This window comes from Knoellia koreensis, from assembly GCF_013041615.1.
GTDB lineage: Bacteria > Actinomycetota > Actinomycetes > Actinomycetales > Dermatophilaceae > Pedococcus > Pedococcus koreensis.
Genome location: NZ_JABEPQ010000003.1, coordinates 59,769 through 77,509 on the forward strand (window position 1 = coordinate 59,769; position 17,741 = coordinate 77,509).

Here is a 17,741-nt window from a genome sequence, read left to right on the forward strand (position 1 = left end):
GGCTCAGGCCTTCTTGGTTGCGCTCTTGGTGGCCTTCTTCGCCGCCGACTTCGCGGCCTTCTTGGCCGTCTTCTTCGCCGTCTTCTTGGCTGCCCGCTTGCGGGTCGTCGGGCCCTTGGCACGCTTCTCCGCGAGCAGCTCGGCGCCCCGCTCCGGCGTGATCGACTCGGGGTCGTCGGCCTTGCGCAGGGTCGCGTTGACCTCACCGTCGGTGACGTACGGGCCGAAGCGACCGTCCTTGACCAGCATGGGCTTTCCGCTCACGGGGTCGGGGCCGAGTTCCTTGAGCGGTGCCGCCGCGGCGCGACCACGCTGCTTGGGCTGGGCGTAGATCGCCTGCGCCTCCTCGAGGGTGATGTCGAAGAGCTGCTGCTCGGTCTGCAGCGAGCGGCTGTCGGTGCCCTTCTTGAGGTAGGGACCGTAGCGGCCGTTCTGCGCGGTGATGTCGACGGTGGTGCCGTCCTCCTCGGTCACCGTGCCGACGACACGCGGCAGGCTGAGCAGCTGGAGCGCGGTCTCGAGGTCGATGCTCGCGAGGTCCATGTCCTTGAAGAGGCTGGCCGTGCGCGGCTTGACCTTGTTCTTGCCCTTGAGCGCAGCGGTCTCCTCGTCGAGCACCTCGGTGACGTAGGGACCGTATCGGCCGGCCTTGGCGACCACGTCGCGGCCGGTCGACGGGTCCTGGCCGAGGACGCGCCCGTCGTCGGCCGACTGGGCCAGCAGCTCACGCGCCTTCTCCGGCGTCATCTCGTCGGGCGCGATGTCGTCGTTGATGGTGGCGCGGCGCGGGGTGTCGCCCGCACCGTCCTTCACCTCGCCGGTGATCTCGCCCGTCGCCGGGTCCACGCCCTGCGGCACCGTCTCCTCGACGTAGGGGCCGTAGCGACCGACCCGGACGACGACGCCGTCGCCGATCGGGATGGTCGAGATCTCACGGGCGTCGATCTCGCCGAGGTCGTCGACGAGCTCCTTGAGGCCCTGCCCGCCGGCCGGGAGGCCGTCGCCGAAGTAGAACCGCTTGAGCCACTGCCCCCGGTGCTCCTCACCACCGGCGATGCGGTCGAGGTCCTCCTCCATGGAGGCGGTGAAGTCGTAGTCGACGAGCTCGGTGAAGTGCTCCTCGAGCAGCCGGGTGACGGCGAACGCCAGCCAGGTCGGGATCAGCGCCGAGCCGCGGGTGTTGACGTAGCCGCGGTCCTGGATCGTCCCGACGGTGCTGGCATAGGTCGACGGGCGGCCAATCCCCTTCTCCTCCATGGCCTTCACGAGGGTCGCCTCCGTGTAGCGCGGCGGCGGGCTGGTCTCGTGGCCATCGGGGTCGGCGCGCACGACCGTGAGGTCGACGCCCTCGCTGAGGCGCGGGAGCCGGCGCTCCTGGTCGTTGTCGGAGGCGTTGCGCGTCTCGTCGCGACCCTCCTCGTATGCCGCAAGGAAGCCGCGGAACGTGATGACCGTGCCCGAGGCGCTGAACTCGACGCCGCGGGTGTCGCGCAGCTGGCCGGCCAGCTTGACCGTCGCGGTGGACCCGCGGGCGTCGGCCATCTGCGACGCGACGGTGCGCTTCCAGATCAGTTCGTACAGGGCGTACTCGTCGCCGCGCAGCTCACCGGCGACCTGCGCCGGGGTGCGGAACCGGTCACCCGAGGGACGGATCGCCTCGTGCGCCTCCTGGGCGTTCTTGACCTTCTTCTCGTAGCGGCGCGGCGCGTCCGGCACGTACTCGGCGCCGTAGAGGTCGCGCGCCTGCTGGCGGGCTGCGGTCAGCGCGGCCTCCGACAGCGTCGTGCTGTCGGTACGCATGTAGGTGATGTAGCCGTTCTCGTAGAGCCGCTGGGCGACCCGCATGGCGTTCTTGCTCGACAGCCGCAGCTTGCGCGACGCCTCCTGCTGCAGGGTGCTCGTCGTGAACGGCGCACTCGGGCGACGCGTGTACGGCTTCTCCTGCATGCCGCTGACAGCCATCGCGGCCTCGCGGACCTGCTCGGCGATGGACTCGGCAGCGGCCTGGTCCAGGTGGGCGACCTCGGTGGACTTCAGCCGTCCGTCGTCGCCGAAGTCGCGGCCGCTGGCCACCCGGCGTCCATCGACGGCGGTGAGGCGGGCCGTGAACAGGTTCGTCTCGCTGTCCGGGGTGAAGTCACCCTCGACGTCCCAGTGCGAGGCGCGGACGAACGCCATCCGCTCGCGCTCGCGCTCCACGACCATGCGGGTGGCCACCGACTGCACGCGGCCGGCGGACAGGCCCGCCTTGACCTTGCGCCACAGGACCGGGCTGACCTCGTAGCCGTAGAGCCGGTCGAGGATGCGCCGCGTCTCCTGGGCGTCGACGAGCTCCATGTCGATGTCGCGGGTCTGGTTGACCGCGCGCTGGATCGCCTCGCGGGTGATCTCGTGGAACACCATCCGCTTGACGGGCACCTTGGGCTGCAGGACCTCCTTGAGGTGCCAGGCGATCGCCTCGCCCTCGCGGTCCTCATCGGTGGCGAGGTAGAGCTCGTCGGCGGACTTCAGTGCGCGCTTGAGCTCGCTGACCTTCTTCTTCTTATCGGCGTCGACGATGTAGTAGGCCTCGAAGTCGTGGTCGACGTCGACGCCGAACCGCCCGAACGGGCCCTTCTTGATGTCCGCCGGCATCTCCGACGGTGTCGGGATGTCGCGGATGTGGCCGACCGAGGCCTCCACCTCGTAGTCGCTGCCGAGGTATCCCCCGATGGTCTTTGCCTTCGCCGGCGACTCGACGATGACCAGCTTGCGCCCCGTGCTCACAGCTCTACCTGCCGTCCTGCTCCCATGTGCAGCGGATTCGTCGCTACTCGGACATGGCAACGCCACAGACGGTAACCCAAGGCGTCAAGTGCGCCGCCATCGGGAGCCGGCCACGCGGCATACCCGTCTTGTCGCCCTGACCGTCCGCCACGGTATGCCGCGCTCTGACGACTTCGTGACCAACGCCGGGGGCGTTGTTCTCCCGGCATTCACCCCCGGCCGGTGACCGCGCCAATGTTCCGAGTCCGTTTCCTCCCCGTTTGCCGGTTGGGCGACACCTCGTGGCCGGCCCGCTCGTAGGTTCCTGACGCGGTTTTCACCTGGTCAGGAGGCGGGAGACGGACATGGGACGAAGCACGGCAGTCCGTGCGCGCGCGGTGACCAAGACGTTCGGGGACGTGGTCGCCCTCGATGCCCTCGACCTCGATGTCGAGGCCGGCCAGATCCACGGCCTGGTCGGACCGAACGGGGCCGGCAAGACGACGCTGCTCGGGCTGCTGCTCGGCCTCGTCTCGGCGGACTCGGGCAGCCTCGAGGTGCTGGGCACGTCGCTCGACTCCGGCCTGGCCACGGCCGACGGGGTCGCGGGCTTCGTCGACGGCCCCGGGCTCTATCCCTCGCTCACCGCACGCCAGAACCTGCGCTCGGTGGTCCAGCTGCGCGGGCAGCGCGACCGACACGGCGACGTCGACGACGCCCTGGCGCGGGTCGGCCTGCAGGAGGTCGCCGACGATCCCGTGCGTGGCTTCTCGCTCGGCATGCGCCAGCGGCTCGGCCTGGCCGCGGCGCTGTTGAGCGACCCGCGGCTGCTCGTGCTCGACGAACCCGCCAACGGGCTCGACCCGGCCGGCAAGCGCCAGGTCCACCGCGTGCTGACCGACCTCGCCGAGGCGGGCACCACGGTCGTGCTGTCCAGCCACCGGATGGACGACCTCGCCGCACTGTGCACCGACGTCACGCTGCTGGCGACCGGACGCATGGTGTTCTCCGGACCGCCGAGCAAGCTGGCGGTCGAGGGAGGCCTCCTCGACTACCGCCTCCTCACCTCCGACCAGGAGGGCGCCCGCCGGGTCGCGGAGGCGACGGCCGGCCTGCGGGTGGTCAACGCCCGGGAGACGTTGGGACTGGCCGACCTCCGCTCACTCGTCGTCCGGGGTCACGAGTCGGCGCTCGACACCCTCATCGTCGGCCTCGTCAACCAGGGCATCGCGATCCGCGAGCTGGCGCCGACCATCCCGCCGCTCGAGGCGGCCTTCCTCGCCCTCACCGGTGCGGACACCAGCGACTACTTCCCCGAGGACGACCCCGCCGGCGCCGCCGACGCCACCGGTTCCCCGAGCACCAGGACCCTCGAAGGGGCTGCCCGATGACGACCACCCTCGACAACCGCACCACCAGCAGCGGGGGCGGCAGTCTCCCGCCCGCGCGGGTGGCCCACGTCACCCTCGCGCAGGTCTACCGGTTCGAGTTGGTCAAGCTGCTCGCCCAGTGGCGGCTGCGCGCGGTCTTTCTGGCCTGCCTGGTCGCGCCCGCGCTCTACACCGCCGTCGTGAGCAGCCAGACGTCGCTGCCCGCCGACTTCGTCTTCGGGCGGTGGATGAACCAGACCGGCTGGGCCGGGTCGCTCGTGGTGCTGGTGTTCACCGGCACGCTGGCCCTGCCATTGGTCACCTGCGTCATCTCCGGGGACATCTTCGCCGTGGAGGACCGGCTCGGCACTTGGCGGCACCTGCTCGTGACGGTGCGCTCGCCGCGGCTCATCTTCGCCGGCAAGGCGCTGGCGGCCCTGACCGTGACCCTGGCGCTGTTCGTGCCGCTGGTGCTCTCGTCGGTCGCGGGCGGGCTGCTCGTGGTCGGCAGCCACCCGATGCCCGGGCTCGACGGCCACCTCATCGGCTCCGGCGAGCTGGCCCGGCTCGTCGCACTCTCGTGGGTCAGTGTGGTCCCTCCGACCCTGGCCTTCTCCGCGATCGGACTGCTCGGCTCGGTCGCCTTCGGCCGCTCACCGCTGGGCCTGCTCATGCCGGTGGCGTTCGCCCTGGTGCTCGAGCTCGTGCACATGCTGCCGGTCCCCGTCGCGCTGCGTGCGGCCACCCCGACGAGCCCGTTCACGACCTACCGCGGGTTCTTCACCGACCCGCCCCAGCTGGGGATGTTCGGCATCGGGCTCGTCGTGAGCGCGGCCTGGATCGCGCTCGCGACCTACCTCGCCCAGCGCATGTTCGTCCGGCGCGACTTCACCGACCTCGGTGGTGACGGGTCGAGCCGGCGGTTCGCCCTCACCGGGCTGCTGCCGCTCGTCGCCCTGCTGGCTGTCACGACGGCCGTCGTGGCCGCGGTCACCGGCGTGACCGGCACGGGTGTCGACCGCGCGAAGGTCGAGCGTTCCCTCGCGACGTCCTTCTCCCACCTCTACGTCCTGCAGACGAGGGAGCTGAACCGCCCGGCGGTCACCGAGTCGCAGCTGAGGACCACGGCCGAGTGCGACAAGGGCGGCAGCCGGGTCGAGGACGTCGGCCCCGGCAACGACTGGCGCTGCGTCGTCACGTGGACCGTGCCCGGAGCCGACGGTTCCGCCAACGCCATCTACCAGCTCGATGTCCTGCCGGACGGCCGCTACACGGCCGACGGCGACGGACCCAAGGAGGTCAACGGCTACTTCCTGGTCCGCACCAAGACCGGGGACGCACCCAATCCCCTGTGGCAGTTCGACGGTCTCGTCGACCTGCTCACCCAGTAGTACCCGCACGAAGTCGCATCGCCTGAACACACAACTGCACAGACAACTCAAGAAGGGGTAACCATGCACGTCACCCGCAACCGCGTGGGCACACCGGTACGCCGCCGGGTCCCACGCCGCACCACCGCCGTCGTGGCCGGGTCGCTCGCCCTGGTCGTCACCGGCGGCGTCGCCTACGCGAACACCGGCGTCTTCGGGGAGAACCTCGTCGGGACCGAGTACGCCGACGGCCTGCAGATCTCCTCGAACCAGATGATCAAGCCCCTCGGTGAGCGCCTCGTCACCGAGTACGGCAAGTTCATGGGTTCCACCGTGAGCCCCGACGGCCGCTACCTCGCCACCACGGCCAACGACCGCTCCATCTCGCTGCAGATCTTCGACCTGCAGACCTACAAGCTGATCTTCCGCGCCGGGACCGCGGCCGGCGCCAACCTGCGCCCGACGGACAACACGGTCGGCCAGGAGGGACCGGCATACTCCCCCGACGGCAAGTTCCTCTTCATGCCCAACGCGACCGGCTTCACGCGCTTCCCGGTCAACGCCGACGGGACGCTGTCGGCCGGCACCAAGGTCACCATCGCGACCCTGCCCTCGCCGAACCGCCAGGCGCTCACCGCGGGCATGGTCTTCTCCCGCGACGGCAAGACGATGTATGCCGCCGTGAACGGCCAGAACACGGTCGTCGCCATCGACCCGATGACGGGCACGGTCCAGCGCACCTGGGAGGTGGGCATCGCACCGCGCCAGCTCGAGCTGGTCGGCACCAAGCTGTACGTCTCCGACGAGGGCGGCCGCCGCGCCAGGGCGGGCGAGACGACGATGGAGTCCTACGGGACCCAGGTCCCGGCGGACCCGGTGCTCGGCAACTCGACGAACGGCATACTCAGCGTCATCGACACCGCGTCGGACGCCGCGCCCGCCACCGTCGAGGTGGGGCTGCACCCCACCGCGATGTACGTCGACGGCACCGTCCTCTACGTCGCGAACACCAACGACGACACCATCTCCGTCGTCGACACCAGGACGGACAAGGTCGTGCAGACCATCGAGACGCGCCCCTGGGCGAGCTCGAAGGTCGGCTACGAGCCCACCGGCATGACCGTCAAGGACGGCCGGCTCCTCGTGACGCTCGGCCGCGCGAACGCGGTCGCGGTCTACAAGCTGGGCGCCAGCCCGATCGAGCCGGTGAGCTACATCGGGCTCGTACCAACGGATTTCTACCCCGAGGACGTGTTCGACGTCGACGGCAGGCTGGTGGTCGCCAACCGTCGCGGCATCGACGCCCGCGGGCCGGAGATCACCTACAACATGGGCTATGGCACGACGCCGGCCAAGGGACATGGCACGCACTCGACGACGGCGTCACTGACGCGGTTCTCGCTGCCGAATGACCTGGAGATCCGGGAGACCTACACGCCACAGGTCTTCAAGCAGAACGGCTGGGGCGGCGCGGACTCCGACGTCAAGCGTTCCGACGGCGACCGGAACGTGCCGGCGGTGGCGGTGCCGAAGCGCATCGGCGACCCGTCGACGATCAAGTACGTCTGGTTGCTGGTCAAGGAGAACCGCACCTACGACCAGATCCACGGTGACATGCCGGAGGGCAACGGCGATCCGTCGCTGGCGCAGTTCGGTGAGCAGGTCACGCCCAACACCCACGCGCTGGCGCGGCAGTTCGGCCTCTACGACAACACCTACGACGTCGGCACCAACTCCGCCGAGGGTCACAACTGGCTGATGCAGGGCGACAACCCGGAGTACACCGAGTCCAGTGCGGGCGAGTACGTCCGTTCGTACGACACGGAGAACGACGTGCTGGGACACCAGCGCTCGGGCTTCCTGTGGACCGCGGTTCAGGCCGCCGGCAACACGGCGCGCAACTTCGGCGAGTTCTCCTACTTCGAGAACAAGCCGGCCGGCGCGACCTGGCAGAAGTACTACTGCGCGGTGAAGGACGTGTGGGCTGGCGGCGACCCCGCCCAGCTCACCGACCCGTCGCTGCGCGTCAACCAGGTCTCGCCGATCCCGTCGCTCAACGCGATCAGCAACCACGACGCCCCGATGTTCGACACGAACATCCCGGACATCTACCGGTACGAGATCTGGAAGAAGGAGTTCCAGGAGAAGGGCCCGGCCAACCTCAACATGATGTGGCTGTCCAGCGACCACACCGGTGGAGCACCCGACCCGCGGGCCCAGGTGGCCGACGGTGACCTCGCGGTCGGCAAGGTCGTGGAGACGATCAGCAAGAGCAAGTACTGGAAGGAGTCGGCGATCTTCGTGGTCGAGGACGACAGCCAGAACGGGCCCGACCACGTGGACGGCCACCGGGCGCCGATCCAGGTGATCAGCCCGTATGCCGTCCACGGCAAGACGGTCTCGACGTACTACTCGCAGATCAGCATGATCCGGACCATCGAGCAGATCCTCGGTGCCGAGCCGCTCAACCAGAAGGTGGCTGCTGCGACGCCCATGTTCAAGGCGTTCCAGACCAAGCCCGACCTGACGCCGTACACCGCCAAGCCGAACCGAATTCCCTTGACGGAGAACCTGAAGACGCAGCCGGCGTGTGGCCCCGACCAGGTGGCGAATGCTCCCGCAGCCCCCACCGTGGCGCCGGCTCAGGTGTCCGCGGCGGCCGAGTGGGAACAGTGGGCGCAAAAGCAGCACTTCAGCGGCAAGACTCCCCGGGCCGACTTCGCCCACCCGGAGCAGATGAACCGGTACACGTGGTACCAGACCCACAACTGGACCGTTCCCTACCCCGGCGACTCGAAGATCTACACCCCGGACCAGGTGCCGGGCGCGGCCCTGCCGGGCAAGGACACCGACTGACCGCCCTGACCCAGTTGGCCTGAGCGCCAACGAGATTCGCCAGTGGCGGCGGCCCACCGAGCAGTCGGTGGGCCGCCGTCGCGTGTCTCCCCGCGGCATACCTCGGCGACATTTTATTGAATGTTCAACTCTCCGCCGCGTATGCTCTCGGCATGGACGCGAGCGATACCCGGCAGCCGGTGCTCTACCTGAGCCATGGCGCCCCGCCGCTCGCCGACGACCCGGTGTGGACCGCCCAGCTCGCCGACTGGTCGAGCCGGTTCGGCAAGCCCCGCAACATCCTCATGGTGTCGGCGCACTGGGAGGAGGCGCCGCTGTCGCTGTCGGCCACCTCGGGGGACGTCCCGCTCGTCTACGACTTCTGGGGCTTTCCGCAGCGCTACTACGACGTGACGTATGCCGCCCCGGGGGCGCCCGAGCTCGCCGCCACGGTCGAGCGGCTGGTCGCCACCGGTGAGACGCCCGTGCATCGCGACGAGACGCGCGGCCTCGACCACGGTGCCTACGTGCCGCTGGTCGAGATGTACCCCGACGCGGACGTGCCGGTGCTGCAGATGTCGATGCCGACCCTGGACCCGCGGACGCTTTTCGACCTCGGCCGACGACTCGCGCCGCTGCGCGATGAAGGCACGCTCATCGTCGGGTCAGGCTTCACGACCCACAACCTGCGGTGGTTCAACCCCTCGGGCGGCGCGGACGGCGAGCCACCGGCCGCGTCGAGCGAGTTCGACCACTGGGCGGCGGAGGCCCTGGCGCGCGGTGACGTCGACGCGGTCCTCGACTTCGAGCACAAGGCGCCGGCCGCGCACGAGGCGCACCCGCGCACCGAGCACTGGGCGCCGCTCTACGTCAGCCTCGGCGCGGCACACGAGTCCGGGTCGCTCGACAACGAGTCGGTGATCGACGGCTTCTGGTACGGCCTGAGCAAGCGCTCCTGGCAGTTCGCCTGACCGGGCGCCCCCGCGTTTGGGGGCACAAAGGTGCGCGATACGGCACCCTTGGGTCAGTGGGCGCCCGGGCGACGGCTGGGGCCCGGTCGAGTGGGGTCGTCCTCGACGAGGTCGACGTGCTCGGGCACCACGATGGGCCGCAGCCTGGCCCAGGCGAGGAAGAGCACCGACCCCACCACGAGGGCCAGCCCGGCCCAGAGGTTGGCATTGATGCCACCGGTCTTGGCCTTCTCCGGGTCGAGGAAGAGACCGGCGAGGACGAGCACGACGCCATAGATCCCGAGCAGCAGCCCGATGATGTTGCGGATGTCGAAGGCGCCGGCGGTGTGCCGGGCACCTCCGGTGCCGTTGGCACGCGTGTCTGCATCGGGCAGGTCATCTCCGGGCCGGTTGTCGCCGGGGACGCGGTCGTCGGGCACGCGGTCGTCGGGCTGGTTGGGGTGCGGGTGGTCGGTCATGACTGGCTCCTCAGAAGCTCACGTTGAGGATGATGACGAGGACAAGGGCGATCCCGGCGAGTGGCAGGGTGCGCTGGTACCACGGCTGGCTGGCCTCCTCCGGGTCGACGAGGTCCTCCTTGGGTGTCTCGGAGTAGACGAGACCCTTGAGCTCGCTCGCCGGTTTCGGCACCGTCGCGAGTGACACCACGATGCTCAGGACGATGTCGACGACGAACGCGGTCGAGGCGGCGACGAAGCTCGCGCCCTGGCCCGACAACGGGATCACGCCAAGGCTGGCCGAGCCGAACGCGTCCTCGGACAGGAACGCGACGGCGACCGCCGACAGCGTGCCCGCGACGAGACCGACCCAACCGGCGGTCGGGGTCATCCGCTTCCAGAACATGCCGAGGATGAACGTCGCGAACAGCGGTGCGTTGAAGAACCCGAACAGCGTCTGCAGGTAGTTCATGATGTTCGAGAAGCTGCTGGCGAACCCGGCGGTGAAGATCGCGATGAGGGTCGCGGCCACGGTGGCCAGGCGGCCGATCCGCAGGTAGTAGTCGTCGGTGTGGTTCTTGCGGATGTACCGCTGCCACAGGTCGTAGCTGAAGACGGTGTTGAACGCGGAGATGTTGGCGGCCATCCCGGCCATGAACGCCGCGAGCAGGCCCGCGATCGCCAAGCCCAGCAACCCGTTCGGGAGGATGTCGCGCATCAGGTAGAGCAGGGCGTCGTTGTAGGCCACACCTTCACCGGACGCACCACCGGGCACCTTCTCGCCCGCCTTGATCCGCTGGATCTCGGTGACGAGGACGGCCGCGATCATGCCCGGCAGGATCACGATGAACGGTACGAACATCTTCGGGAAGGCACCGATGATCGGCGTCTTGCGGGCCGCCGAGATCGACTTGGACGCCATGGCGCGCTGCACCTCGACGAAGTTGGTAGTCCAGTAGCCGAACGACAGCACGAACCCGAGCCCGAACACGATGCCGATCACCGACAGCACCGGTGAGCTGAACCCGGTGAGCGCCTGCCCCGGCCACGAGTTGAGCTGGTCCTGTGCCGAGGGCACCTTGTCGGAGTGCTGCTCGGCGAAGGCGGTGAGCTTCTGCTCGACGCCACTCCACCCACCGGCCTTGTGCAGCCCGATGAGCGTCAACGGCAGCAGCGAGGCGACGATCACGAAGAACTGCAGCACCTCGTTGTAGATCGCCGCCGACAGGCCACCGAGGGTGATGTAGGACAGCACGATCGCCGCGGCGACGATGAGCGCGACCCAGAGCGGCCAACCCAGCAGTGCGCGGACGATCGAGCCGAGCAAGAAGAGGTTGACGCCCGCGATGAGCAGCTGGGCGATGGCGAACGAGATGGCGTTGACGAGGTGGGCGCCCTGACCGAACCGGCGGAACATGAACTCGGGGACCGAGCGCACCTTGGAGCCGTAGTAGAACGGCATCATCACGACGCCGAGGAACAGCATCGCCGGGATCGCGCCGACCCAGAAGTAGTGCACCGTGGGGATGCCGAACTGGGCACCGCTCGCGGACATGCCCATGATCTCGACCGCGCCGAGGTTGGCCGAGATGAAGGCCAGGCCGGTCACCCAGGCGGGTAGCGAGCGACCGGACAGGAAGAAGTCGATCGAGTCGGACACCTGCCGCCGGGCGAGGAAGCCGATGCCGAGGACAAAGGCGAAGTACACGGCCACGAGCACGTAGTCGAGCCAGTTGGCGTCGATCAGCGTGTCCGCCGCGGGGACGAGCACGGGTGCGGCTGCTAGGGACATCGGCGGCTCCTCGGTCGGGGCGGGCGCGCACTTCGTGCACCCCAAGCCAACCTAGGACGTATGCCGCGTTTCAGCACCCGGACGTCTCGGCGGTCGGTGCCGGCACACGATCGGTATGCCGCGTGGCCAGCTCGGCCACGCGGCATACCCGAGGTTGGGGGTCAGCTCCCGGCGGTCGCCATCTCGGGCACCGGCGCCTCACCGGTGTCGACATCGACCGCCGCACCGCGGAACTGCGCCTGGTAGAGCTCGGCGTAGGCACCGCCCCGGGCCAGCAGCTCCTCGTGCGACCCCTGCTCGACGATCGAGCCGTCACGCATCACGAGGATGACGTCGGCGTCGCGGATCGTTGACAGCCGGTGCGCGATGACGAAGCTCGTGCGGTCCTGCCGCAGCGCCGACATCGCCTGCTGCACCAGCAGCTCGGTGCGCGTGTCGACCGACGAGGTGGCCTCGTCGAGGATGAGCAGCGCGGGGTCGGACAGGAACGCCCGGGCGATGGTGATGAGCTGCTTCTCGCCCGCGCTGATGTTGCCACCCTCGGCGTCCAGCTTGGTGTCGTAACCGTCGGGCAGGGAGTGCACGAACCGGTCGACATAGGTGGCCTGCGCCGCCTCGAGGACCTGCTCGTCCGTCGCGTCCGGGTTGCCGTAGGCGATGTTCTCGCGGATCGTCCCGCCGAACAGCCACGTGTCCTGCAGGACCATTCCGATCTCGCTGCGCAGGTCGTGTCGGCTCAGGTCGGTGATGTCGACCCCGTCGAGGGTGATGCGGCCGCCGTTCAGCTCGTAGAACCGCATGATGAGGTTGACCAGGGTGGTCTTGCCCGCCCCGGTGGGCCCGACGATGGCGACGGTCTGGCCCGGCTCGACGGTGAGGTCGAGGTGCTCGATCAGTGGCTTGTCCGGGCTGTAGGAGAACGACACGTCCTCGAACTCGACGCGGCCGTGCGGATCCTCCAGGCGCACCGGGCTGGCGGCCTCAGGCTCCTGCTCGGGCGCGTCGAGCACCTCGAACACCCGCTCCGCGGAGGCAACACCGGACTGCAACAGGTTGGCCATCGACGCCACCTGGGTGAGCGGCTGGGTGAACTGACGCGAGTACTGGATGAACGCCTGCACGTCACCGAGGCTCATCGAGCCGTTCGCCACCCGGAGACCACCGACGACGGCCACGATGACGTAGTTGAGGTTTCCGATGAACATCATCGTCGGCATGATGATGCCGCTGATGAACTGGGCGCCGAAGCCGGCCGAGAAGAGGTCGTCGTTCTTCGCCTTGAATGCGGCCCGCGACTCCTGCTGACGACCGAACACCTTGACCAGCTGATGACCCGTGAACGTCTCCTCGACGATCGAGTTGAGCTCACCGGTGCTCTTCCACTGCTGGATGAAGTGCTTCTGCGACCGCTTGCCGATGGCGGCGGTGACGAACATCGTCACCGGGATCGTGACCAGCGCGATGAGCGCCAGCAGCGGCGAGATGTAGATCATCATCGCCACCATCGCCACCACCGTGAGCAGCGAGTTGAGCATCTGGCTCAGGGTCTGCTGCATGCTCTGGGCGACGTTGTCGATGTCGTTGGTGACACGGGAGAGCAGCTCGCCGCGCGGCTGGTTGTCGAAGTACGGCAACGGCAGGCGGTTGAGCTTGTCCTCGACGTCGCGACGCAGGGTGAAGATGGTGCGGTTGACGGCGCCGGTGAGGATCCATCCCATCGCCCACGACAGCAGGCTCGCCACGACGTAGATGGCGAGCACCCACAACAGCACCTGGCTCACCGCGCCGAAGTCGATGCCCTGGCCGGGCACCAGGTGGTCCATCTTCGCCACCATGTCGGCGAGCTGGTCCTGCCCGCGCGCCCGCAGGCCCTGAGCCAGCTGCTCGGCCGTGGTGCCTGCAGGCACCTGCCCACCGACGCTCTTGCCGATCACGCCGGCGAAGATCAGGTCGGTCGCCCGGCCGAGGATCTTCGGCCCGACGGCGTTGAGGGCCACGCTCGCCACGGCGAGCGCCAGCACGGCATACAGCTGGGTGCGCTCGGGGCGCAGCAGGCCGAGCAGTCGCTTCGCGGACGGCACGAAGTTCTGCGACTTCTCGGCCGGCACGCCCACCCCGGCCATCGGGCCGTGCCGCTGCCCCGCCCGGGAGCCGGGCCCGCGGCGCGCCTCGGCGGCCTTCTCCTCCTCGGTCTTCACACCTTCGGCGCTCATGCTGCCGCCTCCTCTGCACTGCGCTGCGACTCGACGATCTCGACGTACGTCGGACACGTCTCCAGCAGCTCGTCATGGGTTCCTGTGCCGACGACCTTCCCGTCGTCCAGCACGATGATCTGGTCGGCGTCGACGATCGTCGAAACTCGTTGCGCCACAACGATCACCGTCGCGTTGCGGGTCACTGGCCGCAGCGCTGCGCGCAGCCGCGCGTCGGTCGACAGGTCGAGCGCCGAGAAGCTGTCGTCGAACAGGTAGATCTCCGGCTTGGCCACCAACGCCCGTGCGATCGCGAGCCGCTGCCGCTGCCCGCCGGACACGTTGGTGCCACCCTGGGCGATCGGCGAGTCCAGCCCGTCGGGCATGGCCCGCACGAAGTCCTCGGCCTGTGCGATGCGCAGCGCCTCCCACAGGCCCTCGTCGGTGGCTTCCGCGTCGCCGTAACGCAGGTTCGAGGCCACCGTGCCGGTGAAGAGGTAGGGCTTCTGCGGCACGAGGCCGATCCGGTCCCAGACGTCCTCGAGCGCAGCGTCTCGCACGTCGACGCCGCCGATGCGCACCGCACCACCCGTCACGTCGTAGAGGCGCGGGATCAGCGACAGCAGCGTCGACTTGCCCGCACCCGTGCTGCCGATGATCGCCGTCGTGCGACCCGGCTGCGCGACGAGTGAGACATCTTGCAACACAGGCACATCGGCACCCGGGTAGGTGAACTCGACATGGTCGAGCGTGACCGCGTCCTCGGTGCTCGGCAGCGAGACCGGAGTGGACGGCTCGACCACGGTGGAGTCGGTGTCGAGCACCTCGACGATGCGTCCGGCGGACACAGTGGCCCGCGGGATCATCATCGACATGAAGGTCGCCATCATGACCGACATGAGGATCTGCATCAGGTAGCTCATGAACGCCGTCAGCTCGCCGATCTGCATCTGGCCGCTCTCGACCCGGTGCGACCCGAACCACAGCACCGCGACGGTCGAGGCGTTGAAGATCAGCATGACGATGGGAAACACCATGGCCATGAGCCGGCCGACGGCCAGGGCGGTACCGGTGTACTGCGTGTTGGCCTCGGCGAACCGTGCCTCCTCGCGCTCCTCGCGCACGAAGGCCCGCACCACCCGGATGCCCGTGATCTGTTCGCGCAGAACGCGGTTCACCCAGTCAACCGATTCCTGCATGAGCCGGAACTGCGGGATCATCTTGCGGATCACCAACGCCACCGACAGGGCCAGGAGCGGCACGGCCACGGCGACCAGCCACGACAGCCCCACGTCCTCGCGCAGCGCCATGATGATGCCGCCGACCATCATGATCGGAGCGGACACCATCATGGCCGCCCCCATGAACGTCACCGTCTGCACCTGCGTGACGTCGTTGGTGTTGCGCGAGATCAGCGTCGGCGCACCGAACCGGGACACCTCCTGGGCGGAGAAGTCACCGACGCGGGCAAAGATGCCGGCCCGCAGGTCACGACCGAGGCCGGCCGCCGCCTTGGCACCGAGGTAGGTCGCCGCGATGGTGGCGACGATCTGCACGAACGAGATGGCCAGCATCCAGCCACCGGTGCGCAGGATGTACCCGGTGTCGCCGCGAGCGACCCCCTGGTCGATGATGCGACCGTTGAGGCTGGGCAGGTAGAGCGAGGCGATCGTGCCGGCGAGCTGAAGCAGCACGAGCAGGGCGATGAGCCCGCGGTAGGGCCGCAGGTACTCGCGCAGGATCCGGATGAGCACTTACTTCTTCCCCCTCGGGTTGGACGGGTTCTTCAGGGCACCCTCGAGGAGGATGGCGACGAGCTCCTCCGCGCTGGCGTTGGTGCCCTCGAGCATCGGGTGGACGCTGGAGAGCGTGAGCATGCGCAGGTAGGCGAGGAAGTCCTTGGCCGGGATGCGCAGCTGCGAGGCGTCGGACCCGATCAGGTCGACGAACGCGGCGTCGAGCTCGGCCGAGGCCTCCTTGCGACGCCGCTCGGCTTCGGCGTGGTCGTGCCGCTGGAACGGCCGCCCGCTGGACTGGAGCACCACCATGAGGTTGAACAGCTCCTTGAGGTGGTCCTGCATGATGCCGACCGCCACGGCGAGCCGGTCACGCAGCGCGAGACCGCGGTCGACCTCGCCGATCTCGACCACGAGCGCCTTGTTGTCGAGCACCTCCCGCAGGCACGCATGGACGATCTCCTCCTTGTTGTCGAAGACGCGGAAGATCGTCCCCTCGGCGATACCGGCCGCCTTGGCGATCTCCTTGGTGCTGACCGCCATTCCCTTCTCGCGCAACAGCGGCAGGGTGGCCGCGACGATCGAGGCCCGCCGGTCGGCGGGTGACATGGGGCGTGCGCGTGACATGCCCTCAAGATTAAGTGAGTGAGCACTCACTCACAAACGGGTTTTCGACGTGCGCAAATGCGCCCCGAGATGACATCCGTCCTGCCCGTCACTCACTCGCCGCCTGCCCGGGAGCGCGCCCACAGCGGGGTATGCCGCCGGCGGCCGAGCGCGCGCGGGTGGACTCTCAGACGAGGAAGCCGTCGGCCACGAGGGCACGCAACAGGGGCACCAGCTCGGCGCGCAGCGACTCCTCGTCGACCTCGAGGATCGACCCGATCGCGGTCACTGCGGCCGCCGCCGGGAGCGACCCGTCGCAGACGCTCGCCAGCGCCGCCCCAGCCGTGCCGACCCGCACCACCCGACGCAAGCCACCACCCTGGCGCAGCAGGATCACCTGCGGGTCCGCCTCACCCGGACGCCCGTGGCGCTCCTCGGTCACGTCGTCGGCGAGGCTCCACGCGACCGAGAGCAGCTCGTCGTCGGTGTGCTCGGCCAGCCACGTCCGCGCGCGCAGGCCGGCCAGCACCGCCGGGCCCATGGGCGTCTGCACCGGCCCGGAGGCCTCGGACAGGTCGAGGAACGGCTCGCGCTCCCCCACCGGCTTCTGCAACGTGATGACGCCGAAGCCGATGGCGCTCACCCCGCGGGAGGCGAAGTCGTCGAGCCACGCGGCATACATCGTCGCGAACTCCCTTGTGGCACTGTGGTGCCCACCATCGCGAGCCCACGTCTCGGCATACTGTGCCGGGTCCTGCACCTCGCGCTGCACGACCCACGCATCGAGCCCTGAGCCGGCCACCCACTCGCTCACGCGGTCGCGCCAGTCGGCGTCGCCCACGACCTCCCAGTTGCCGAGGAACTGGGCAATGCCGCCGGGTTCGAGGTGCTCACCGATCGACCGCACCAGGTCGGCGACGAGGGCGTCGCCCGCCTGCCCGCCGTCGCGGTACTCGAAGAGCGGGACCTCGGGCGAGCGCGGAGTGATGACGAACGGGGGGTTGCTCACGATGAGCTGGAACTGTTGTCCCGCAACGGGTTCCAGCATCGAACCCTGCAACAGCTCCCAGTCCGACCCGTTCAGCTCGGCGTTGAACGCGGCATACGCGAGCGCCCGCTCGGAGATGTCGGTCGCCGTGACGGACGACGCGTGGCTGGCGAGGTGGAGGGCCTGCACGCCACACCCGGTGCCCACGTCGAGGGCGCGCTCGACGCGGGGCCGCGGCGTCCACGACGCGAGGGTCGTGGAGGCGCCGCCGATGCCGAGGACGTGGTCGGGCGAGAGGGGCGCGCGGGTCGCGAGCTCGGACAGGTCGGAGGCGACCCACCACTGGTGGTCCTCGTCGGCATACGGCCGCAGGTCGCACGTCGCGACCACCCCCGGCCCCTCCTGACGCACGAGACCGAGCCGCCCGGCACCCTCGACCCCCAGCTCCGGCAGCGCGGTGGCCGCCTCGCTCGCGTCGACCGGGTCACCGAGGGTGAAGAGGCGCACGAGCGTCGCGAGCGGCGTGCCCGCGGATGCCGTGACACGTTGCGCCGGAAGGACCTGCTCGCGTCCCAGGGCCGCGGAGGCGAGCGGGCCGAGCAGCTCCTCGACGGAGTCGACGGTGTATGCCGCGCGCTCCAGGTCGGCGCGCAGGCGCGCCACGAGCGCGGGTTCGGCGCTGGGAACCGACAGGCTCAT

11 protein-coding genes are annotated in these 17,741 nt (G+C 69.2%); 4 read left to right on the forward strand and 7 right to left on the reverse strand.

Going from position 1 to position 17,741, the window contains the following annotated elements:
• Window positions 1–3: 3 nt before the first annotated feature.
• Complete coding sequence (gene topA / locus HJG52_RS13865) at window positions 4–2,766, reverse strand: type I DNA topoisomerase (RefSeq protein WP_171244222.1); 2,763 nt, start codon at window positions 2,764–2,766, stop codon at window positions 4–6.
• Between the two features lie 344 nt (window positions 2,767–3,110).
• Between topA and HJG52_RS13870 the strand changes: the two genes are divergently transcribed.
• The 4 genes from HJG52_RS13870 to HJG52_RS13885 all read left to right on the forward strand — a co-directional run bounded on the left by HJG52_RS13870 (window position 3,111) and on the right by HJG52_RS13885 (window position 9,291).
• Complete coding sequence (locus tag HJG52_RS13870; protein ID WP_171244223.1) at window positions 3,111–4,136, forward strand: ABC transporter ATP-binding protein; 1,026 nt, start codon at window positions 3,111–3,113, stop codon at window positions 4,134–4,136.
• Window positions 4,133–5,506: an ABC transporter permease gene (locus HJG52_RS13875; RefSeq protein ID WP_171244224.1), complete on the forward strand. Its 1,374-nt coding sequence runs from the start codon at window positions 4,133–4,135 to the stop codon at window positions 5,504–5,506. Before HJG52_RS13870 ends, HJG52_RS13875 begins: the two co-directional genes overlap by 4 nt.
• A gap of 63 nt (window positions 5,507–5,569) precedes the next feature.
• Window positions 5,570–8,341: a bifunctional YncE family protein/alkaline phosphatase family protein gene (locus HJG52_RS13880; RefSeq protein WP_171244225.1), complete on the forward strand. Its 2,772-nt coding sequence runs from the start codon at window positions 5,570–5,572 to the stop codon at window positions 8,339–8,341.
• 152 nt (window positions 8,342–8,493) lie between these two features.
• Entirely contained in the window at window positions 8,494–9,291 is a 798-nt protein-coding gene (locus HJG52_RS13885; protein WP_171244226.1) for a dioxygenase family protein, read from the forward strand.
• A 53-nt stretch (window positions 9,292–9,344) separates the two neighbouring features.
• On the opposite strand, the gene HJG52_RS13890 is transcribed toward HJG52_RS13885, so the two are convergent.
• From HJG52_RS13890 to HJG52_RS13915, 6 genes are all read right to left on the reverse strand, one after another.
• Entirely contained in the window at window positions 9,345–9,749 is a 405-nt protein-coding gene (locus tag HJG52_RS13890; protein WP_240978051.1) for a hypothetical protein, read from the reverse strand.
• A 10-nt stretch (window positions 9,750–9,759) separates the two neighbouring features.
• A complete protein-coding gene (locus HJG52_RS13895) occupies window positions 9,760–11,520 on the reverse strand; it encodes a sodium:solute symporter family protein (RefSeq protein ID WP_171244227.1) in 1,761 nt (586 codons plus the stop codon).
• Window positions 11,521–11,681: 161 nt separating this feature from the next.
• Entirely contained in the window at window positions 11,682–13,733 is a 2,052-nt protein-coding gene (locus HJG52_RS13900) for an ABC transporter transmembrane domain-containing protein (protein ID WP_171244228.1), read from the reverse strand.
• Window positions 13,730–15,466, reverse strand: coding sequence for an ABC transporter transmembrane domain-containing protein (locus HJG52_RS13905; RefSeq protein WP_171244229.1), 1,737 nt, complete (start codon window positions 15,464–15,466; stop codon window positions 13,730–13,732). The genes HJG52_RS13900 and HJG52_RS13905 overlap by 4 nt, the downstream gene beginning before the upstream one ends.
• Complete coding sequence (locus HJG52_RS13910) at window positions 15,467–16,075, reverse strand: TetR/AcrR family transcriptional regulator (RefSeq protein WP_171244230.1); 609 nt, start codon at window positions 16,073–16,075, stop codon at window positions 15,467–15,469. It abuts the gene before it with no gap.
• A gap of 166 nt (window positions 16,076–16,241) precedes the next feature.
• Complete coding sequence (locus HJG52_RS13915) at window positions 16,242–17,741, reverse strand: DUF7059 domain-containing protein (RefSeq protein ID WP_171244231.1); 1,500 nt, start codon at window positions 17,739–17,741, stop codon at window positions 16,242–16,244.